The 21,173-nt window shown below is 70.5% G+C and carries 15 protein-coding genes; 5 read left to right on the forward strand and 10 right to left on the reverse strand.

The features are described from left to right. Positions 1-290: 290 nt before the first annotated feature. Together ACH4DZ_RS02580 and ACH4DZ_RS02585 are read left to right on the forward strand one after the other, a co-directional pair. A complete protein-coding gene (locus ACH4DZ_RS02580; protein ID WP_398285053.1) occupies positions 291-1,676 on the forward strand; it encodes a cytochrome P450 in 1,386 nt (461 codons plus the stop codon). Positions 1,677-1,880: 204 nt separating this feature from the next. Continuing rightward, positions 1,881-3,905: an FAD-dependent oxidoreductase gene (locus ACH4DZ_RS02585; RefSeq protein WP_398285054.1), complete on the forward strand. Its 2,025-nt coding sequence runs from the start codon at positions 1,881-1,883 to the stop codon at positions 3,903-3,905. Positions 3,906-3,972: 67 nt separating this feature from the next. On the opposite strand, the gene ACH4DZ_RS02590 is transcribed toward ACH4DZ_RS02585, so the two are convergent. The 10 genes from ACH4DZ_RS02590 to ACH4DZ_RS02635 all read right to left on the reverse strand — a co-directional run bounded on the left by ACH4DZ_RS02590 (position 3,973) and on the right by ACH4DZ_RS02635 (position 16,428). Next, a complete protein-coding gene (locus tag ACH4DZ_RS02590; protein WP_398285055.1) occupies positions 3,973-4,662 on the reverse strand; it encodes a TetR family transcriptional regulator in 690 nt (229 codons plus the stop codon). Further along, on the reverse strand, positions 4,659-6,170 hold the full coding sequence (locus ACH4DZ_RS02595) for an MFS transporter (protein ID WP_398285056.1): 1,512 nt from the start codon (positions 6,168-6,170) through the stop codon (positions 4,659-4,661). The genes ACH4DZ_RS02590 and ACH4DZ_RS02595 overlap by 4 nt, the downstream gene beginning before the upstream one ends. 148 nt (positions 6,171-6,318) lie before the next feature. Further along, on the reverse strand, positions 6,319-6,831 hold the full coding sequence (locus ACH4DZ_RS02600) for a hypothetical protein (RefSeq protein WP_398285057.1): 513 nt from the start codon (positions 6,829-6,831) through the stop codon (positions 6,319-6,321). Positions 6,832-6,922: 91 nt separating this feature from the next. Then, the gene (locus tag ACH4DZ_RS02605; RefSeq protein ID WP_398285058.1) at positions 6,923-8,110 is read right to left on the reverse strand and encodes a glycoside hydrolase family 64 protein; all 1,188 of its coding nucleotides are present in this window, start codon (positions 8,108-8,110) and stop codon (positions 6,923-6,925) included. Between the two features lie 196 nt (positions 8,111-8,306). After that, the gene (locus ACH4DZ_RS02610) at positions 8,307-9,344 is read right to left on the reverse strand and encodes a hypothetical protein (protein ID WP_398285059.1); all 1,038 of its coding nucleotides are present in this window, start codon (positions 9,342-9,344) and stop codon (positions 8,307-8,309) included. Positions 9,345-9,383: 39 nt separating this feature from the next. Next, complete coding sequence (locus ACH4DZ_RS02615) at positions 9,384-10,670, reverse strand: TRAP transporter large permease subunit (protein WP_398285060.1); 1,287 nt, start codon at positions 10,668-10,670, stop codon at positions 9,384-9,386. A 3-nt stretch (positions 10,671-10,673) separates the two neighbouring features. Then, positions 10,674-11,267 (reverse strand): hypothetical protein, encoded by a 594-nt coding sequence (locus ACH4DZ_RS02620; protein ID WP_398285061.1) that lies wholly within the window; start codon positions 11,265-11,267, stop codon positions 10,674-10,676. Then, positions 11,264-13,438: a hydantoinase/oxoprolinase family protein gene (locus ACH4DZ_RS02625; RefSeq protein WP_398285062.1), complete on the reverse strand. Its 2,175-nt coding sequence runs from the start codon at positions 13,436-13,438 to the stop codon at positions 11,264-11,266. Before ACH4DZ_RS02625 ends, ACH4DZ_RS02620 begins: the two co-directional genes overlap by 4 nt. An 84-nt stretch (positions 13,439-13,522) precedes the next feature. Then, positions 13,523-15,136, reverse strand: a complete 1,614-nt coding sequence (locus tag ACH4DZ_RS02630) for an FAD-dependent oxidoreductase (protein ID WP_398285063.1) — start codon at positions 15,134-15,136, stop codon at positions 13,523-13,525. A 188-nt stretch (positions 15,137-15,324) separates the two neighbouring features. Then, on the reverse strand, positions 15,325-16,428 hold the full coding sequence (locus ACH4DZ_RS02635) for a LacI family DNA-binding transcriptional regulator (RefSeq protein ID WP_398285064.1): 1,104 nt from the start codon (positions 16,426-16,428) through the stop codon (positions 15,325-15,327). 410 nt (positions 16,429-16,838) lie between these two features. On the opposite strand from ACH4DZ_RS02635, the gene ACH4DZ_RS02640 reads away from it, so the two are divergent. The 3 genes from ACH4DZ_RS02640 to ACH4DZ_RS02650 all read left to right on the forward strand — a co-directional run bounded on the left by ACH4DZ_RS02640 (position 16,839) and on the right by ACH4DZ_RS02650 (position 20,828). Continuing rightward, entirely contained in the window at positions 16,839-18,317 is a 1,479-nt protein-coding gene (locus tag ACH4DZ_RS02640) for a glycoside hydrolase family 76 protein (RefSeq protein ID WP_398285065.1), read from the forward strand. A 131-nt stretch (positions 18,318-18,448) separates the two neighbouring features. Beyond that, positions 18,449-19,177 (forward strand): LysE family translocator, encoded by a 729-nt coding sequence (locus tag ACH4DZ_RS02645; protein ID WP_398285066.1) that lies wholly within the window; start codon positions 18,449-18,451, stop codon positions 19,175-19,177. 118 nt (positions 19,178-19,295) lie between these two features. Further along, positions 19,296-20,828, forward strand: a complete 1,533-nt coding sequence (locus ACH4DZ_RS02650) for a glycoside hydrolase family 43 protein (RefSeq protein ID WP_398285067.1) — start codon at positions 19,296-19,298, stop codon at positions 20,826-20,828. The last annotated feature ends 345 nt before the right edge of the window (positions 20,829-21,173 follow it).

Raw genomic sequence — 21,173 nt, forward strand, 5'->3', positions numbered from 1 at the left:
GTTGAACGCCCCCGCGTGGGCGGGGGGAATATGCAACCCGAACGCCGCCCCCAAGTCCGTACCGCCCTCCTGCGAATGGCCCGGGCAGCCCCGGGGGGCCGATCACGACGACTCGTCGTGATCGGCCCACTGTTGTGGCATGACCGCCGGGCGCCCGGATCCGCCGCCCACTGCCCGCTCAGCCGTCGGTCACACGTGGTGAAGACCACTTGACGTTCCGGAATGCAATCGAGCCCGAGTTGGGCAGTGATGAATGCGCCCGTGAACTCTGTGAAGGAGCGCTGATCCAAGTGACGGTCGCCACGCCTCCCCCCATTCCCAGAGCGGCGGGCTCCCACCCGCTGCTGGGCCACGCGATACAGCTCATGCGCGACAACCTCGGTTTCATCGCCTCACTCCGCGAGACATACGGTCCCGTGGTCGAGATCACCCTTCAGCCCGGCACCCGGACCCTCATCGTCCAGGACCCCGCACTGATCCGCACCATGCTGGTGGACCTCGGCCCCAGCCTCGACAAGGGCCGGTTCTTCGAGAAGATGGGCCAGCTCCTGGGTGACAGCGTGGTCACCGCGGCCGGCCAGGAACACGTCCGCAAGCGGCGCCAGTTGCAGCCGGCGTTCACCCACACCGAGATCGCCCGGTACGTCGACACCATGCGCGACGAAGCCGAGGCGGTCGTCTCCCGCTGGCGGCCCGGCGAGGTCGTCGACGTCCGCGAGGCGATGGTCAAGCTCTCCCTCGACATGCTCACCAAGACGGTCTTCTCGGGCAGCCTCGATGAAGAAACGTTCCTGCAACTGCGGGGCGACCTGTCCGTGGTCATGAACGGCGTCGGGGCGCGCGTCATGCTCCCCGACTGGGTCGAGCGGCTGCCACTGCCGTTCAACCGCCGCTTCGACGAAGCCCGTGCCGCCGTACGCGCCACCATCGACGCAGCGCTCGACGGACTGCGGGCCTCCGGCCACGACACCGGCGACATGCTGTCGATGCTGCTGCGCGCCCGGGACGAGGAGACCGGCGAACCCCTCACAGGGGACCAGATCTGCTCCGAGATCCTCACACTCGCCGTGGCCGGCACCGAGACCACCGCGTCCGTACTGTCCTGGATCCTGTACGAACTCGCCCGCGATCCCGCCGTCGAGGCCCGTGTCCAGGCCGAACTGGCGGACGTGCTGGCAGAGCGGCCGGTCACCTTCGACGACGTCATGCGGCTCCCCTACCTCAACCGCGTCATCACCGAGACCCTGCGGCTCCACCACACCGGATGGCTCGTCACCCGTCGTACGGTCACGGACACCCGCCTCGGCGAGTGGACCGTGCCCGCCGGTACGGAGCTGGCCTACTGCCAGCACGCCCTGCACCGCGATCCCGAACTCTTCTCCGACCCCCTCGACTTCGACCCCGACCGCTGGCTGGACGACGCGCAGGCCCGGCTGCCCGCGGGGGCGTTCCTGCCCTTCGGGGCCGGCAGACACAAGTGCATCGGCGACCGGTTCGCGCTCACCGAGCTGATCACCGCGATCGCGACGATCACCCGGGAGGTACGGTTCGCGCTCGCGCCCGGCCAGGTCGTGCGGCCGGTGGCCCGGGCCACCGTACGACCCAGGACACTGCTGATGACCGTCGGTCCCCGAGTCGACTCCGAGCCCGAGCGGACCGGGCCGGCCGGGTACTGAACGCCGTTGCGGGACAGGTGACTCCCCCGGCGGCCCGGCGGCCCGATGGCTCTCAGGGGACGACGTCCCGGATACCAGGGTGAACGTCCGGTTCTCACAGGGGCGTTGACCAGGGACTCGTCCTATGACGGAACGAGTGGTTTGAGCTCCCCGTCCGTGTGAATGCCCTGGTTCCGCGCCGGTCGTGCGCCAAGCATGATCTTGATGAGTACACACGACATGAACACTCCGGACCTGACCACCGCAGACCTGGCCACCTCGGACGTGACCGCTTCAGGCCTGCCCGACGCGAACAGCGCGCCGCCGACACGGCGTTCGGTGGTCACGGTGACCGGTGCCACGGTCCTTGCCGCCGGGCTCACCGCGACCACGGCCGCTCCGGCCACCGCGCTGAGCCCCGCCATCACACCCTCGACGGCGCCGGCCGCGGTGCCGCCCGGCACCGATCCGACGGCGTACACCACGGTCGCCCGCGCCATCGTGGTCTACGACAAGAACGACAAGTCCCTTGTCCCGTCCTATCTGAAGGCCATCGAGAACGGTCTGCCGTCGAGCGGGGCCAAGGCCTCGAAGCGGGTCCTGATCGTCGGGGCCGGGCCGGCCGGTCTGCTCGCCGCCGACCTGCTCAACCGGGTGGGCCACGACGTGGTCGTCATCGAGGCCAACGACAACCGCGTCGGCGGCCGGATCAAGACCTTCCGCAAGGGCGGTCACGAGAACGGGGAACAGCCCTTCGCCGACCCCAACCAGTACGCCGAGGCCGGGGCGATGCGACTGCCCGAGAGCCACCCGCTGCTCATGGCGCTGATCGAGAAGTTCCACCTCGCACGCCAGGAGTTCCTGCTGGTGGACGTGGAGGTCGACAACCCGACCAAGCGGGCCAACCGCACCTGGATGCACATCAACGGCGTCCACATGCGCAAGGCCGAGTACGAGGAGGACCCGGCGAAGATCAACGACACCTTCGGCATCACGGGCCCCAACCGTACGAGGACCGCCGCCGCCATCCTCGCGGACGCCCTCGAACCCGCGCACCTGCTGATCCGCGGCAAGGAGGGCTCGGCTCTCGTCGAAGGATGGGTCAAGGTCCTCAAGCGGTACGGCCACTGGTCCATGTACCGCTACCTCACCGAGGTCGCCGCTCTCGACACCAGGACCATCGACCTCGTCGGCACCGTCCAGAACCTGACCTCGCGGCTCCATCTCTCCTTCCTGCACAGCTTCCTGGGCAGCGCGCTGATCCACCCCAGTACGAAGTTCTGGGAGCTCAAGGGCGGTACCGCGAAGCTCGTCGACGCGCTGTACGCGCCGGTGAAGGGCAAGGTGCGGCTCGACAGGCGTGCCGTACGCATCGAGCGCGGCGGCGGCAAGGTGCGGGTGCACACCGTGTCCGAGGACTGCCAGACCGGCAAGGGGGGTACCACGGAGGTGTTCGAGGGCGACGAGGTGATCGTCACCGTGCCCTTTTCCGGACTGCGCCACGTGGCCTTCGACCCGCCGCTGACGTACGGCAAGCGCCGGGCCATCACCGAGCTGCACTACGACGCCGCGACCAAGGTGCTGCTGGAGTTCTCCCAACGCTGGTGGGAGTTCACCGAGCAGCAGTGGGAGGAGGCACTGAACTCCATCGAGGACGGCCTGTACACCCGGTACAAGAACGGACAGGTCAGGGACGGCAGGCACCTCGGCGCACACCGGACCGTACGGGACCTGGGGGTGACCGTCCCCGGCGACCTCAAGGAGTGTTTCAGCGCCTTCCGGCCGGCCGTGCTCGACGACCCCGAAGCCTCGCATGTCCGAGGGGGCGGCTCGGTGAGCGACAACGCCAACCGGTTCATGTTCTTCGAGCACGCCCATCCGATGGAGGGCAGCGACGGAGGTATCGTCCTCGCCTCCTACAGCTGGTCCGACGACGCCCTGAAGTGGGACGCGTACGCCGACGAGGAGCGCTGTCTGCGTGCCCTCGCCGGGGTGCAGGCCGTCTTCGGGAGGCGCTGCGAGGTGTTCTTCACGACCAAGTGCAAGACCCAGTCGTGGATGCGCGACCACTACGCCTACGGTGAGGCCTCGGTGCTCTTTCCGGGCCAGCACACGGAGCTGTTCCCGGACATCCCCACCTCGGAGGGGCCCCTTCATTTCGCGGGGTGCCACACGTCCATCAAGCCCGCCTGGATCGAGGGCGCCCTGGAGTCCGCCGTCAGGACGGCGCTGAAGGTGCACACGGGCTGAGGGTGTTCGTCCGGTCGACAGGGCTGATGTGCCGGGGGCTTCCCGGCAGGTCGGCCCTGCCGCCGGCTCACGGTGTCAGGTGCGCCTGCACAGCGGGGGCGTACCGCTGCACGACGGCGTCGAGCGGTGCCGTGCGCAGTTCGCCGCCCCGCGCGATGCCGTACATCACGCCGAGGCCGAGCAGCATGCCGACGGCGAGTTCGGCGCGCAGGCCGGCGTCGGGGCCGTCGAGGCGCAGGGCGAGCCGGTCGCTCACCTGGGTGCGGAAGTTGGCGCGGAGCGTGTCTCCCTGCGTGCCCTGGAGCGGGGCGAAGACGATCCTCAGCAGCGGGTCGGCGCCGCGTTCGCTCTGGCTGACGAGGACGTGGCGGACCATGTGGCGACCGAGGTCCGCCAGCGGCGCGTCCAGCAGGACGGCGGCGTCCTCCTCGAAGGACATCACCCGCGCGAAGAGCGTTTCCTTGTTGCCGAAGTACTTCATGATCAGGGGAGGGCTGACACCGGCCCGTTCGGCCACGGCCTTGAGCGTGATGTCCCCGTGGGCGTGTCGCGCGAGGAGGTGGCGGGCCGCGCGCAGGATCGCCGCCTTGGTGGCCTCGGCGTCCCGGCGACCGGGACCGCCCCTGTCCGTGGCCGGGGGCCCTTGAACGGCGGTCGCCCGGTCGGGCCCCGCGTCGGAGGACCTTCCGGAAGCCTTCCCCGCGGACTCCCCGGGGGACTTCGTGGTGGACCTCTCGAAGGACTTCGCGGACCTCATGCTTCTCCTGCTCCCTCCAGCAGCTTTTCCGCGGCCTGTCCGCCGCGCCGTCGGCGCGGGAACCGCCCGGTCTTCTCCCGCTCGGCGCGACCCGGTATCGCCAGGGCCATCGCGCATCCTGCCAGTGCGACCGCCCCGGCCATCGCGAAGGCCAGCAGATAGCCCCGCAGGCTGGGCAGGAACAGTCCGCCGACCGGGCTGATGTGATGCACCAGTACGGCGGCCACGGCGGCACTGCACACGGCCTGGCCGATGGTCCGCATCAGCACGTTGACGCCGCTCGCGGAGCCGGTCTGCGCGGCGGGGACAGCTGCCAGGATCAGTGTGGGCAGGGCCGAGTAGGCGAGAGCCGTGCCCGCGGAGACTATGGCACCACCCAGGATGATCACCCACAGGTCACGGCTGTCCAGGATGCGTATGCCGTACCCGCACGCGATGACGACGGCCCCCAGGGCGAGCGTCACGCGGGGGCCGCGCGACAGCGAGATACGGGCGGAGACCGGGGACAGGAACAGCATGATCACGCCACTGGGCAGCAGGCACAGCCCGGCGCCGACGATCGACAGGCCGAGTCCGTACCCGGTGCCCTCGGGTGCCTGTACGAGCTGGGCCGTGACCAGGGAGTTGGCGTAGAAGGAGAATCCGACGAGCAGGGCGGTCAGATGCGGCAGCGCCACGCGCGGCCGGGCGGCGAGCCTGAGGTCGACCAACGGCCGTGCGGCGCGCAGTTGCTGCCACCACCACAGGGCCAGGGTGACCGCGAAGCCCGCGAACAGCGCGCTCACCGGCACACTCGTCCACCCCCATTCACCGCCCTGCGAGACGGCCAGGAGCAGACAGATCAGGACCGTGGCCAGGCCGAGCGCGCCGAGCGTGTCGAACCGGCCCGGGTGGCGTACGGCCGACTCGTCCACCGTCCACGCGGCGAGCGCCAGCCCCGCCGCACCCAGCGCGGCCGACACCCAGAACATGGTGTGCCAGTCCGCGTACTGCACGATGAGGGCCGCGAGCGGCAGGCCGAGCGCCGCGCCGATGCCGACCGTGGAACTCATCAGGGCGACGGCGGAGACGGTGCGCTCGGGCGGCAGCACATCCCGGAGGATGCTGATCGACAAAGGGACGACCGCCGCGGCGGCTCCCTGGAGCGCCCGCGCCGCGATGAGCACCCGGATGTCCGAGGTCAGCGCGCACACCACCGACCCGGCCGTCATCAGCGAGAGGGCGAGGAGCAGGAGGCGCTTCTTGCCGTACATGTCTCCGGCCCGGCCGAGCACCGGGGTCAGCACCGCGCCCGCGAGGAGCGTGGCGGTGACGGTCCACGACACGGCGGCGGCGGACGATCCGGTCAGCCGCGGCAGGTCGGGGAGCAGCGGTACGACGGCGGTCTGCATCACCGCCATCAGGATGCCGCCGTACGCGAGGACCGGGACCGTCAGACGGGCACGCAACCCCTCCGGGGACGCGGAACCCCCGGCGCGGTCGGTCTCCCTGGATGTCGGATCCTGCATGGCACTTCCCTGAGCGCGAGACACGGCAAGGTGAACAGCCATTCAACCTAGCGGATGAATGGCTGTTCACCAACCCGTACGAGCATCCGGTGAATTTCCATTCACCAGCCGCCACACGTGATCCCGGGTCCCAAAGAAATGCGTCCCGCTACGAGGCTTTCGGGCCGGGGGCGGCCGTGCGCGCGGCGTCCAGGTCCTCGATGCTCCCGCCGACCTTCGTGCGCAGCTTTTCCAGCGTCTTCGGCTTGGCGCTGATGGCCCACTGCGGGCCGACGAGGTACTTGCCTCCGTACAGGGAGGCACTGTCGAGCCAGGTCAGCTTGTACTTCTCGGCGGGAAAGGTGGTGATGAGGTAGTCGCCGTCGGCGGTGTCGCAGACGCCTTCACGGAGTTCGTCCGCGTCGGTCCGGATCCTGACCTCGCAGCCGGTCAGGTCCGCGATCACCTCGACCTTCGCCGGTGCCACCACGCCGGCGGAGGGGGCGGACATCGCGGAAGTCTCCGCCGGCCCGTTCTCCGCGCTCCCGCCCGTGTCCCCGCCGCAGGCCGTGGCCAGCGGCAACAGTGCCAGGCCGCCGGCCAGGGCGACGCCGCGCACCGCGCGGGTGACGAGGGGGCGGCCGGTACGTCCTCGCTGTGGCTGCTGTCGCTGCTGTGGCACGTGCCTCTCCGTATCCGTGCTGGTCCCGCGCGAGCGGGCAGGTGTCCACCAGGGATACGGAGGAGGCGTTCGGGCCGTTCACCGCCCGCGCTCAGCTGAACGGGTCGAGCGTGATGTACGCCGTCTGCGGGTTACCGTCGTTGACCAGCGACTCGTGGGCACCGACGTCGTCGAACGCGAAGCCGTAGGCCTTGCCGTCGGCCATCTGCTCATGGATCTTCTTGGCGTACTGGTTGGTCACCGCGTCCTGGTAGAAGCCGGCCGAACTGCTGTCGGGCTGGTTGGAGTTGGTGAGGAGCGTGGAGCGGTTGTACCCCGCGCACAGGGTGCGGGAGATCGGTCCGCGCACCAGGTCGTTGGGCGCGTCCAGCAGCTTGTAGCAACCGAAGACGCTGTCCGAGTCCGGCTTCTGGAACGAGGTGACGACCGCGCCCGCGCTGTTGGTGAAGTTCATGACGTTGCCGGAGACCCTGCCGTAGTACTTGGTGCCGGCCTGGTCCGCGAACGGTGTCACCGTCAGCGTGGAGCTCGCGTACTTGGTCCACACCCGGTTGATGTAGTCGTTCATGACGCTGCTCGGCAGGGCGCCGGCCTCGATGCCGTGCCCGGGTGCGAGCGCGCGCAGCACGGTGCCGTCGGACCGGGTCCTGATGAGGTTGGCCCAGCCGCCGGACTGGCTGCGCAGGGAGTTGAAGAAGGCGTTGTAGCCGCCGGCCTTGAGGTGCCCGGTGGTCTTGACGGTGCCGGCGGCCGTCTTGACACCGACCGCGTAGGGCGCCGAGAACATGTCGACCTGCGTGCTGTTGATCCACAGCCCGCCGTCGTTCAGGGTGTACTCGGTCCAGTTGAAGAGGATGTTCGCGTTCGGGTCGGACGGGTTCTGCACGGCGGGCTGTACGAGTCCGCCGGTGGTCAGCTTGAAGACCAGCTTCTGGCCGTACGAGAAGTAGACCCGGCCGGAGAACTTCGGCATACGGATCGTCTTGGTCTGTCCGTTGGCCGGGCCGGCGATCGAGGCGTCGGGCGCCGGGGTCGGCGGGTTTCCGCCCGCGGGCCAGGCGTGGAACGTGCCGTTCGCGTCGGCCCACCCCTGCTGGCCGGTCGAGAGCAGGGTCCCGATGACGTAGACGTAGACCTGATCGCCGCGCCCGGAGCTGTTCTTGAGTTCGAGCGGGATGGTCGTGGGCACCGCGGCCTCGGCGTGGGACACGGGTCCCACCGTGGTGAGTCCCGTGGCGACGGCCGCCGCGGCGACCAGGGGCACCAGCATTTTTCGCATGGCTAGCACGCTCGTCCTCCTCAGGTGGAAGCGGACCGTTCGGATCCTCATGAGAGCGCTCTCAGAGTGCTCCCATGAGGCGAACACGTCAAGGTCTAGACCAACATCGATTGACACTGGCGGGCCGACCGCGGCGGCACGGGTGCGGTACGGGTGGGGTACGCGTGCGATACGGGCGCGGTATGCGTGCGGAACGTCAGCCGCGGGCCATCGCGATCGACCCCGCGAGCCGCTCCCCCGCCTCGTAGATCATGTACGGGACACCGCCGTCCGTACCGAACGAGGGGGCGGCGGCGCGGCCGTTCTCCGGCGCGGCGCTGCCGGAGTTGTAGAAGACCCCGAGATGCGTGCGCTTGGTGAAGTCGTTGCCGACCTCGGTGATCATCATGTCGCCGCCGCTCGCCTTGTCCTTGTTGTAGACGACGTACGTGCTGTTGTTGCGGTACAGCAGGTGGGGACCGCCGACGTTGACCGCTCCGACGTCCGTGTGCCGGACGAGCGGCTGCTGGTCGAAGGTCCAGTTGCGTCCGTCGGCCGACCAGCCCCAGTGGATGTCACGGTGGTCGGAGGTGTTGTTCAGCATGAACACCATCACGAAGTGGGCGCCGCGGGACGGCAGTTCGTGCGGGAAGACCCGGGCGTACGACGTCTCGGTCGTGCCGCTGGGCAGCATGGACGTGGACAGGACGACCTTGTCGTAGGTGAAGTTGATGCCGTCCTTGGAGCGGGCCAGCCGCGTCGTCGTGTTCTCCCCGTGGAAGTACATCCACATTTCCTTGGAGCTCTCGATCCACATCACGTGCGCGGACGCGACATGGCTGACCTTGTAGTGCGGCTGCCAGTTGTTGGAGACGATCGGGTTGTTCGGGTACTCCGTGAACGGGCCTTCCAGGGAGTCGCCGTAGGCCAGGCAGATACCGCCGGGCGCGTCGTGCGGCCCGTAGTACAGGTAGTACCTGCCCAGCGGGTTGGAGAGGCGGCCGGCCGTGCCCCGGAGGCACGGAAAGATGATCTCGCCCGTCGGGTTGTACTTCAGCTGGGACGGGGTGAGCAGGGTGCGGACGTACGTGTAGTCGGGGAATCCGCCGGGTGCGGCGGACGCGGCCGGGGCGGCGGCCCCGTCCGCGGTGAGGGCGGACGCGGCCGGGGCGGCGAGCCCGCCCACGGTCAGGGCCGCGCCGGTGGCGGCACCGGCACGCAGGAACAGACGACGGGCGGGACGCGGCTCATTCATGGTCGGCTCCAGGTGGAGAAGCGGGGGGTCGGAGGTCGGTCAGAGGTAGGTGGCGGCGGTGACACACAGTCCGCCGAGCGCGACGGCCCACACGTACGGCAGGGTGCGCACCATGACCTGCTGCGGGGACACACCCGCGTACTGGGCGGCCCATACGGTCTGGGTGCTGGTGGGATCCGCGACGCCGAAGACCTGGTTGTACGAGGTGGCCATACCGAGGACGACCGCGGCCGGGTAGATCCCGGCGGAGATGAGCACACCGGCGATACCGGCGCCCAGCCCGAACACGTTCAGCGGCCCCCGGTACAGGCACAGCGGCACGAGCAGGGTGAAGACACCCACGAACAGCACCGCGTTCTGCGGGCTGACCGCCTTCACGAGCGGTTCGAGTGCGTCGACCGCGCCGGGGAGTTTCACCGCGGCCAGCAGGATGCCGATGGCGATGAACAGGGCGATCGGCGGGGCGGCGACCTCGAATCCGCCGTACAGGGTGCGCAGCAGGCGCTTGTTCATCTCGCGGGGGCGGGTGGTGGTGACCAGCGCGTACAGGACGCCGGCCAACAGGGAGGGGATGATGGCGAGTTCGAAGCCCAGGGCGAGGATCAGCGGCACGGCCGGGGTGAGCAGCGCGTACCACGGGGCATCGCCGAGACGCTGCCGACGGCTCGGCGAACGGGGCTTGTCCCGCACCGACTTGAGGGACCAGGTGTGCTCGACGCCCCGTCGCCGTGACTCGACGAACACGTACAGGACCGCGGCCACCAGGGCGAACGGGAAGAGCTTCACCATGAAGCCGCGGACGGTCGGGACAGGCAGTTCCAGGGCGGTGGAGAAGAACTGCCACAGCGGCAGTTCGAAGGGGATGCCGACGGCGATGCCCATGAGGATGGTCCCGGCCGCGGTCACCTTCGGGATGCCCACCGCGATCATGGCGGGGATGCCGATGAGACCCGCGAGCATCGCGGCGGGCGCGGAACCGGTGACGGTGCCGACGAGCGCGGAGACCGCGAGAACCCCGAGGGCCACGACGACCGGGCGGTCCCCGCCGAACTCGACGATCTTGCGTACGAGGGTGGCGGCGACCCCTGTCTCCTCCAGGAGCTTGCCGAGCCAGGAACCCAGCACGATGGCGATCATGGTGGCGGCCAGCGCGGGCGCGCCCTCCTGGAGAACCGTGTCGATGACGCTGTTCTCACCGGTCAGCGGCGCGCCGGCGACGAAGGCGATGACGACCGCGAGGATGACGAGCGCGAACGCCGTGGGCAGTTTGCGGGTGAGCATGGCGGCGACACCCGCGGCCATGACGAGCAGGATGACGACACCCATGGCTCAGTTCTCTCTTCTTGGCGCGCCGACCGCGGCGGCCAGCGCGGCGGTCAGCAGGAGGGGGCTGCGGCCGAGTCCGCAGACGGTACGGGCGTAGGCGTGGGCGGCGATCTCCTCGGCCCCCGCGACATGGGCGAGGACCCGGAAGCGGCCGAGCCGCAGCGCGGTGTGCCCGATCGCCTCCTTGAGCGCCGTCCGCGTCTCCTTGTGGTGGAAGTGCTCGTGCGCGGTCTCGTGGGCGAGGGCCGCGGCGCGCACGGATCCCACGGGATACCAGGAGCGCCAGCCGAGTTCGTCGATCAGCCGCTCGGCCCGCTCGACGGTGTCGACACAGATCTCGACGGTGGCGGGACGCGAGGTGTAGCGGGCGAGCAGCAGTTCTTCGAGCCCGTCGTCGCGTTCCACGATCCGGGCGCGGCACGGCCCGGGTGCGAGGGCCGCGCCGAACGCGTCGGCGGCCTCGGCCCAGCGCCGCAGGAGGGCGGGGTCGCGGCCTTCGTGGGTGGGGGTGCCGGCGAGCAGCCGTACCGCGAGATCGAGGTCGTCGGTGGCCTGGTAGGTGGCTGGGTCCGCGGTGGCCGCGAGGGCGCGGTTCATGACCGCACCTCCACCACGGCCACCACGGGCTCGTCGGCGGCACGGTCCCGCATCTCGCTGCGGGCCAGGGCGAGCAGCGGCTGTGGTTCAAGGACTCCGGAGAGGTCGGCGATACGGGAGCCGAGCAGCAGCCGCAGCGCGGGCGCCCGGACACCGCCGTCGCCGTACGACGTCGCCTCGCGGACGAGGTTGCTCAGCAGTTCGGGGGCGGCCCCCACGGTGGTGGCGGCCACCTGGGCGTCGGACGCGTGCAGGCGTACGACACCGTCGGCGTCCACGACGCGCACGGGATGCCGGGGAGCCCGCAGCCGACGGCGTACCTCGGTGCCGTAGACCGTATGGGCGGGTGTGCCGGCGAGGACGCGGACCCGGTCCGGGTCGGTCTTGAGGCTGGCGGCCGCCGCGGCGAGGCGTTCGGAGTCGTCGGCGCTGTGCGAGCGGTCCTGGGTACGCAGTTCGGTGGCGCCGGTGGCGATGGCGCGCACGGTGCTGGTCTGCGGGTCGACGGTCACCTCGACCTCGACCCCGTCGGCGGCGGCGCCCTGGGCGACGACGGCCTGCTCGGCCTCGGCCCGCACGGCGAGGATCTGTTCCTGGGTGGCGCCGGGGATGATCCGCTCGATCTGCTCGCGCACCAGGGCGAGCGCCACGCCGATCGGGCTGATGACCTCGTTGTGCCGGGCGATCCTGCCCTCCATGCCGGTGAGCACCGCGAGGTGCGGGGTGACCGTGGCGGCTCCTCCCCCGCCGCCGACGAGGACCGCGGTGTCGGCGTCGAGCCGGTAGTCGCGCACGATCTTGTCCACCACCGACTTCACCTGCTCGGCGCCCGCGTCGAGGATGCGGGCGGCGGCCGTCGGCACGTCCACGCCCAGGGCGGCGGCGAGCGGGGCGATCGCGGCCTTCGCCACCTGCTGGTCGCAACGCGCGAAATCCCCTTCCGGTACGCGGCCCAGCGCGTTGGCGGCGCAGGTCATGGTGATGGCGTACCGTCCGCCCGCCGCGTCCAGGACGGCGTAGTCGGCCGGGTCGTCGGGCATCGGACGCACGGTGGCCAGGGCGGCGTCGCGCAGTTCGTCCGGGTCGGCGAAGCAGGCGTAGGGCAGCCCCGCGATATGGGCGCTGCGCGGTCCGACGGCCGTGACCCGGGCTTGGCCGCCGCGCCCCTGACTGTCATGGGCCTGATCGCCTCGGGTCAGGTCGACGCGGACCATCGAGCCGCCGCCGACCCCGACCGTGCGGACGTCGAGGGCGTTGAGGTACGAGCTCCTGCCGAGCATCGTGGCGTGCCGGACGGCGACCTTGCCCCGGCGTACGACGCTGATGTCGGTGGAGGTGCCGCCGGTTTCGAGGAAGACGCCCTCGCTGATCCGCTCCTGCATCAGGGCCCCGGCGACTCCGGCCGCCGGGCCCGACAGCACGGTCAGCAGCGGGCGTCGCCGCATCTCGTCGAGCGCCATGACCCCGCCGTCGCACCGCATGACCATGAGCGGCGCGGTGATGCCCGCCTTGGTGATGGACGCGTCGACGAGATCGGCGGTGGCCAGCATGCGCGGCAGGATGGCCGCGTTGACGACGGCGGTACGGGTCCGCTTGTGCAGCCCGTACAGCGAGGTGATCTCGTGCGCGGCCGTCATCGGGAGGCCGGCGGGGCGGGCGGCCTCCAGCACGGACCGCTCCCCTTCGGGCCGGTCGACGGCGAACGGCTCGGTGGCGACGAGGACTTCGGCCCCCGCCGCCGTGACCTGCCCGACCGCGGCGCGTACGGCGCTGGCGTCGTCCGGATCGGCCACGTGGGCGTAGGCGAGCGGAAGCCGTTTGCCGGGGGCGAGTTCGAGCCGGCCGAGGGCGGCGAGCCGGCGGGTGAGGACGGCGCCGGGTCCGGTGCCGATGCCGATCAGGCCGACGGTGGCGACGTCACCCTCCAGCAGGGCGTTGGTCGCCTGGGTGGTGCCGTGGGCCAGGAACGCGACGTCGGCGGGATCGCGGCCGACCTGCTGGAGCAGCCGGTCCAGCGCCTCGACGATGCCGTGCGCGACACCGTCCTCGTGATGGTGGCTGGTGGGGACCTTGACCTGTCCGAGCAGGCTCAGTGTTGTGGCGTCCACGGCCACGGCGTCGGTGAAGGTTCCGCCGACGTCGATGCCGACGCGGATTCTGTGGGTGGTCATGTCCGGGCACCTCCTTGTGCTCTGTCAGTCATGCGCGACACCGGTCGGGCCGGACGGGCCGAGCAGCCCGTCCGCCCCTCGGTCTCAGTAGCCCCGTACGTCGGGCCAGTGGCGCTGTACGCCGTCACGGTCGAGGCCGCGCGCGAACTCCTCGAACCGCTTGTCCTCGGCCTGGACCTGGTGGGGTTCGACGTCCTCGGTCAGGCAGTGGGCGGCGAGCGCGCCGGCGACCTCGCCGATGTTCCACTCCACGGGGTGGAGCCGGTAGCAGCCGTTGGTGATGTGGGTGGTGCCGATGTTCTTGCCGGCGGGCAGCAGGTTGCGGACCCGCCTCGGCACCAGTGCGCCCAGCGGGATCTCGAAGGGCACCGAGCCGATGTCGACGTAGTTGTCGCCGCCGGTCGAGGGATGCAGGTCGATGCGGTAGTTGCCGACTCCGACGGAGTCCCGGTACCTGGTGCCGCCGTAGGGTCCGACCAGGTCGATCGCCACGTCGTGCTCGGTGACGGTGGTGACGGCCTTGATCCGGCGCGACTCACGGACGTACGGCGCCTTCGCGAGGCCGTCCGGGGTGCCGGTCACGTCCGGGCGCGGACGCAGGCCCGGGAACCCGGTGCCGCCGTCCTGGCGGGGCGCTTCGGTCTGCAGCCAGTACAGGACCGACAGCGACAACTGCCGTGCTCCGGCGACCGCTTCGGCCCCGGTCTCCGCGCCCGCTCCGACGAGCGGCTTCAACCAGTAGTCGTTGAGCGGCCAGTTGACGAGGGTGATGTCGGAGTCGAAGGCGCCGGGGCGGTGCAGCTTGCGCGCCAGGATGCGGCGGAAGCCCCACAGTTCCTTGTCGCCTGCGTCCGCGCTCTGGTCGGCGCTCACGGCCAGCGGGTCCAGCTCCGGATTGGGCTCGAACGTCCGCGGTACGGACTCCAGGGAACGGGGATCCGGTGCCTGGAAGCCCAGCAGCGGTCCGGGCCAGAAGTCGGGCCGGTACGCCCGCCAGAAGTCGTGGTCGACGGGCCGCTCGACGGTGTGGTCCTCGCCCTCGTGATGAGAGAGCGCGAAGCACACGGTGATGCCCTGCTGGTTGAGCGGCTGGGCCTCGTCCGGGGCGTGCGGTTCGTCGTACTCGGACCGCGCCTCGGCTCCGGTGACGTGCTCGACACCCGCGAGGTCGAGGAGTTCACCGGTCTCGGTGGCGTCGATCACGTAACGGGCGGAGACGGTGACCTGTCGGCCGTCGTCGTGGCGGTGCTCCAGGGTCACGGACCGTACGACATCGTTGTCGGCCTCGGCCGCGACGGGCCGGTGGTCGGTGAGGACGGTCAGCCGGCCGGCGGCCCGGTGGGGCGCGAGCATCGCCTCGACGACGGCGAGCGCCACGCGCGGCTCGTGGCAGAGCTTGCTCACGCGTCCGGCACCCGGATTGAGGTCCGTAAGAGCCAGTGCCTCGGCGCGCAGCGGGTACCACTGCCGGTAGAACTGCCGGATGCCTTCGCGCAGTTGACGGTACGAGGCGGTGGTGCCGAACTGCTCGACCCACGGGTGCTCGTCGGGCGGTACGGCCTGCGAGGTGAGCTGTCCGCCGAGCCAGTCGGTCTCCTCGGTGAGCACGACGGTGCGTCCGGCCCGGCAGGCCGCCAGCGCGGCGGCCACGCCGCCGAGCCCGCCGCCCACGATGAGGATGTCGGCTTTCGGTATCACGCTTCTCCTTGCTGGTGGTTCGTCTGCTGGTTCATGGGGTGGTTCGTCTGCTGGTCCAGCCGGTGGTTCGTCTGCTGGTTCATGGGGTGGTTCGTCTGCTGGTCCAGCCGGTGGTTCGTCTGCTGGTCCAGCCGGTGGTTCGTCTGCTGGTTCGACCGGTGGGTCGACTCGTGCGACGCACGCAGGTGTCAGCGCCGCTCCGGTGGGCTCCCGGTGGTCGCACCCGCCCGGAAGGCACAGGCGACCAGGGGTTCTTCGGCCGCCTCCCCCGCCACGAGTGCGGCCAGCATCCGGACCGCGGCAGCGCCCAACTGGTGCCGCGGGACGTCGAATCCGGTGGGCTGCGGATCCCCGGCGAGGTCGGACGGAGGGCTGCCGAGGAGCGCGAGGGACAGGTCACCCGGGTACGCGAGACCCGCCTCGTCGACGGCCGTACGCAGGGCTCGCCAGGCGCCTCCGGTGTCGGTCTCCTCCGCGACGAAGGCGGTGACACCCTCCGCGATCCAGCTCCGCAGCCGTTCGGGGGTGACCTCACGCCCGGGGTCGGCGCAGCGGAGGACGGCCTCGGACCCGCCGGGCAGTCCGGCTGCCTCCAGCCCTTCCAGGAAGCCCTGTTGGCGGTCGGTGGAGGCAGGCGCGTCGTCGTCCTCACGGACCAGGACGATCCGGCGGTGCCCCAGGGACGCCAGGTGCCGGACCACTTCGCTGCTGGCGCTCACATAGTCGGCGCCGACCCAGGACAGCCCCTCCAGCTCCTCGCGGCGGCCGAGGTGCACCACCGGGAACCCGTCGGCGACCATCCTCTTCAGCTCGGCGATCGGTACATGCCGGCCGAGGAACAGGCAACCGTCCGCGAGCCGGACCCGGTTGAGCGCCTCGGGTCCGGTCGCCTTGGCACCGCCGGAACTCGACCCCGTGAACAGCACCAGGTCGTAACCGCGCGCGGCGGCCTCCCGCTCCACCCCGACGAGGAAGGGGTAGTACGAGTGCTCCACGTCCGTCGGGAAGGTGGCCGTGAAGCTGTAGACGCCGAGCAGGTTGTTGCGGGCCGCCGCCAGCCGCTGGGCCGCCGGGTCCGGTACGTAGCCGAGGCTGCGGGCCGCGTCGAGCACCCGCTGCCGTGTCTCGTCCGAGATCGCCGAGCCCGTCGCCTTCGCCGACAGCACGAGCGACACCGTGGCCTGGGACACCCCGGCCAGCGTGGCGACCTCCGCCTGCCGCGGCCGGGATGTGCGTCCGGTCGCCGCGGGGGTCCGCCCACGCCTGGGTCCCTTCCTGGGCTGCTCCACCATGCTCCTCACCCGGCCGCCGAGGGCCGCCACCAACTTGCTTATGCGTATAAGTAATGCGCATTAGCAGAACTGTGGAGTGCCCTCACGGCAACGGTCAAGGGGTGTGACGCGACTTCTTCGTCCGCCGGGCCTTCGCGTCTTCGTCCATCGGTCGCCAGCCGGTCGTCCGCTTCTTCATCCATCGGTCGCCAGCCGGTCGTCCGCTTCTTCGTCCGCCGGTCGTCCGCCGGTCGTCCACCGGTCGGCCGCCCGGTCGTTCACCGGGTTCTTCTGCCGAGCGGTCGAACATGAACATTCAACCGGGCCATTGACCTGCCAACCGGTTCCGGTTAGCGTCCACGCCGAGCCTTTCCCAGGACCAGCCCCTGTGCCCCCACCGCAGCGTTCGGCAAGCCTTCGGGAGTTCTTCCATGCGCGCCAGACGATCGTCACTCGCAGCTCTCGCCCTCTCTCTGACAACGATGTCGGCCCTGTTGATCCAGGCTGCCCCGCCTTCCACCGCGGCCCCTGAGACGGCGGTGGCACCGGCGGCGACGGTGTGCAACAAGTACTGCGACGCACGGGATCCGGCCCTCAGCGGCCAGGACCGCAGACCCGTCACCGCCACCCTCTTCTCGCGGACGTTCGAACTGCATTTCAATGACGCCGACGCCATGGGCTGGGCTTCTGTCGGCAACGGCAGCCCCGGGGACGAGGTGTGGCTCGACCGCTCCTACGACGGAGGCCGGACCTGGGCCTCGAACAGCCGTCTAGGCGCAACGAAGATCCCGGCGGGTCGGACGGGCTGGCGGACGCTGATGTACAACGTCGACGACTGGGCGGGCCACGGCGTCGGCGCCCTGCGCGCCTGCGGCAAGACCGTCGACCGCACCGACATCGTCTGCACACCGTGGGCCCGGTCCACCTGGAACGCCGCCGACCGGCGTACCGCGGCGGCCACCGCGCAGATGCAGTTCTACAACTACGGCACCGGCCTGTTCGACACGACCGGCTGGTGGAACTCCGCCAACGCGCTGCACGCCGTCATCGACAACGTCCGGGTCACCGGCATGAAGAGTTACACCTACGCCATAGGCCGCACCTACGACCTCCAAGTCAACGCGGCCGACGGGCAGTTCCGCAACGACTACATCGACGACACCGGCTGGTGGGGCCTGACCTGGATCGCGGCGTACGACCTCACCGGCGACCCCCGCTATCTGGCCACGGCACGGGCCGACGCGGACTACATGGCCTCCTACTGGGACAGCACATGCGGCGGCGGGGTGTGGTGGAGCACCGCGAAGAGGGTGAAGAACGCCATCCCCAACTCCCTGTACATCGAACTGAACGCCGCCCTGCACAACCGCATCCCGGGGGACACCACCTACCTCCAGCGGGCGAAGGCGGACTGGAGCTGGTTCCAGGGGACCGGCATGATCAACGCCGACCAGACGGTGAGCGACGGCCTCAGCCTGAGCACCTGCAAGGTCGGCGACAGCACGGTCTGGTCGTACAACCAGGGTCAACTGATCGGCGGCCTGGTGGAGTTGCACAAGGCCACGGGTGACTCCTCGGTGCTCGCCGCCGCCCGCCGGATCGCCGACGCCAACACCGTCTCCGGCAAGCTCAACACCTCGGCCGGCATCCTCCGGGACCCCTGCGAGTCGGGTGACTGCGGCGCCGACGGAGCGTCCTTCAAGGGGGCCGACGTACGCGGTCTGGCGAAGCTGAACGCGGTCCTGTCCGACCGCCCCTACACCGCGTACCTCAACAAACAGGCCGCCCAGGCCTTCGCGGCCGACCGCAATCCGCTCGACCAGTACGGCCTGCGCTGGTACGGCCCCGTGGACAAGACGGACGCCGCCCGCCAGCAGAGTGCGCTCGACCTGATGAACGCCGCGTCCTGAGTGCCAACAGGACCGCGGCCCGGCACCCCGGTCCAGCACGAACCGCCGCATGACCCGCACGCCCCGTGGAACCCGCTACCCACGTGTGCCCGACGGCCGGACGCACAGGACGGAGCGGACGGAGCGGGCTCATGTCGGTCGACCTGACTGGATTCCTGGGCGTGGTGCTGCTCGCCTATCTGATCCCCGGCCCGGACTTCCTGGTCGTCGTGCGGGCGGCCGCCCGGCGTCCGGCGCTGGGTCGAGCCGCCGCCCTGGGCGCCCAGGGCGGCCTGTGCGTCCATATGTGCGCGGCCGCCCTGGGCCTCTCCGTCGTCGCCACCCGCTCGGCGCTCGCCTTCACCGTGATCAAACTGGCCGGCGCCGCCTACCTGATCTTTCTGGGCGTACGAGCACTGCTCGCCGCACGACGCCGCGACCGTGACGGGTCCACCGGATCCACCGGATCCACCGGATCCACCGGATCCACCGGATCCACCGGATCCACCAGGCCCACGAAGGCAGCGGTCGGTGGTCCCGCTGCCGCGTCCGGGCAGCACGTCAGCCGGGGTGACAGCCGGAGCGTCAGCCGGCGTGGCAGCTTCCTGGAGGGCTTCCTCACCAACGTGCTCAATCCCAAGGCGGCCCTGTTCTTCCTCAGCGTCCTCCCCCAGTTCGTCAGCCACACAGGGTCCCTGACCCGGCAGATCTTCCTTCTCGGCATCCTGGACGTGGCCGTCGGTGTCGTCTACTGGCTCGTCCTGGTGGGCGTCGCCGCGCGACTTCGTACCGTGCTCGGTCCGGCGTGCCGCCGCCGGTGGGAACTCGTGAGCGGCTGGCTCCTCATCGCCATCGGGGTAGGTGTCGCGGCGACCGAGTGACGCGACATTCTCCGACAGGCCGGTGCCCGCGGAAGCGCTTCGACATAAGCTCCCCGGACCGTGTCCAAGGGCACCCGCGGGCACCCCCCGGCCGCACTCCACCTCCACAGGGACGGACATGACGTACTTCGACAACCCCGTCATACCCGGCTTCAGCCCCGACCCCAGCATCTGCCGGGTCGGCGAGGACTACTACCTGGCGACGTCCAGTTTCGAGTACGTACCCGGCGTACCCCTGTGGCACAGCCGTGACCTGGTGCACTGGCGGCTGATCGGGCATGCGCTGGACCGGCCGTCGCAGCTGGCGCTGCCCGACACGGCCGCCGCCTCCACGGGGGTGTACGCGCCCACGCTGCGCCATCACGACGGTCTGTTCTGGCTGATCACGACCGTGGTCGCCGGGGCGGGCAACATCCTGGTGACCGCCGAGGACCCGGCGGGGCCCTGGTCGGATCCGGTACCGGTCGGCGTTCCGGGCATCGACCCGGATCTGGCCTGGGAGGAGGACGGAACCTGCTGGTGCGTGTTCTCGGCCGACGGGATCCGCGGGGTCCGCATCGACCCGAAGTCCGGCGAACTGCGGGGCGATCCGGTGCCGATGTGGTCGGGCAGCGGACTGCAGTACCCGGAGGGCCCGCACCTCTACCGGATCGACGGCTGGTGGTACCTGCTCCTGTCGGAGGGCGGCACCGAACGCGGCCACGCCCTGTCGGTGGCCAGGTCCCGTACGCTGCCCGGGCCGTTCGCACCGCACCCGGCCAACCCCGTCCTGTCCCATCGCAGTACGGACCACCCGGTGCAGAACACCGGCCACGGCGATCTGGTGCGGGCACACGACGACACCTGGTGGATGGTGCTGCTGGGCACCAGGCCCCGCGGTGACACGCCGATGTACCACGGCATGGGCCGGGAGACGTTCCTGGCACCGGTGCGGTGGGAGGACGGGTGGCCACTGCCAGGACCGCTGGAACCGCGTGCGCAGGCTCCGGCGCTCACCCCTCGTCCCTGGCCGAGGGAGCCGGACCGCGACGACTTCGACTCCCCTGCTCTCGCGCCGTGCTGGGTGTCCCTTCGACGGAGCGACCCGGAGGCCGTCCGGCTCGACGAACGGCCGGGCCACCTGGTCCTGCACGCCCGCGCGGACAGTCTCGACACTCCGGGCGCGCTCTTCGTCGGGCGGCGGCAGCGCGACCCCGACTGCACCGCGCGCACGCTGATCGAGGTCTCCGACGGCGGGCGGGGCGGGCTCGCGGTACGCCTGGACGAGGCACACCACTACGAGGTGGAGGTGGCCGACGGTACGGTCCGCGCGGTCGCCAGGATCGGCCCGCTGAGCCGGTCGATCGCCGAACGGGCCGTGCCCGCCGGTCCGTTGAGGCTGCGCATCGACATCACCACCTCCGACGTCCTGCCGCCCACGGTCACCTCCCGCGACCCGGCGACGGCTCCCCCGCCCGGCCTGCGCGCCGGCGGCCCCGACACACTCCGCCTGGGTTACGAGACGGACGGCGGCGACTTCGAGATCCTCGCCGAACTCGACGGCCGCTACCTGACCACCGAGGTCGCCGGGGGCTTCACCGGCCGTGTCCTCGGCATGTACGCCACCCGGGGCAGCGCGGCTTTCGACTGGTTCGAGCTGCGGTCCGCCTGACGGGGGTTGTGCCATGCGCCGTCCCGGTCTCGTCCGGCAACTCGTGGTCATGAGGTCGCTGTGGGGCGGACCGCCGGGTGCCGAGGAGTTCCTGGCCCACGGGACACCGTGGTGGTCGACGGACGCATCGCCCGGACGAATCACTCGGGCTTCTGGGGCCCTTCCTCGCGGCGTGCGATGAGGGCAAGCAGGAACAACCACTCCTTGCCACTCTCAACGTATAGCGCACCGGGGGGCTTGCGGCAAGACCCCCGTCCTGCTGCAGAATCTCGCACTCAAGACGAGTAACCGCAGAAAAGGGTGATTCACGAAGTGCGTGCGTTTGTGCCGGTCCACGGTCCGCGC

It is taken from the genome of Streptomyces sp. NPDC017991 (genome assembly GCF_044328075.1).
Taxonomy (GTDB): domain Bacteria; phylum Actinomycetota; class Actinomycetes; order Streptomycetales; family Streptomycetaceae; genus Streptomyces.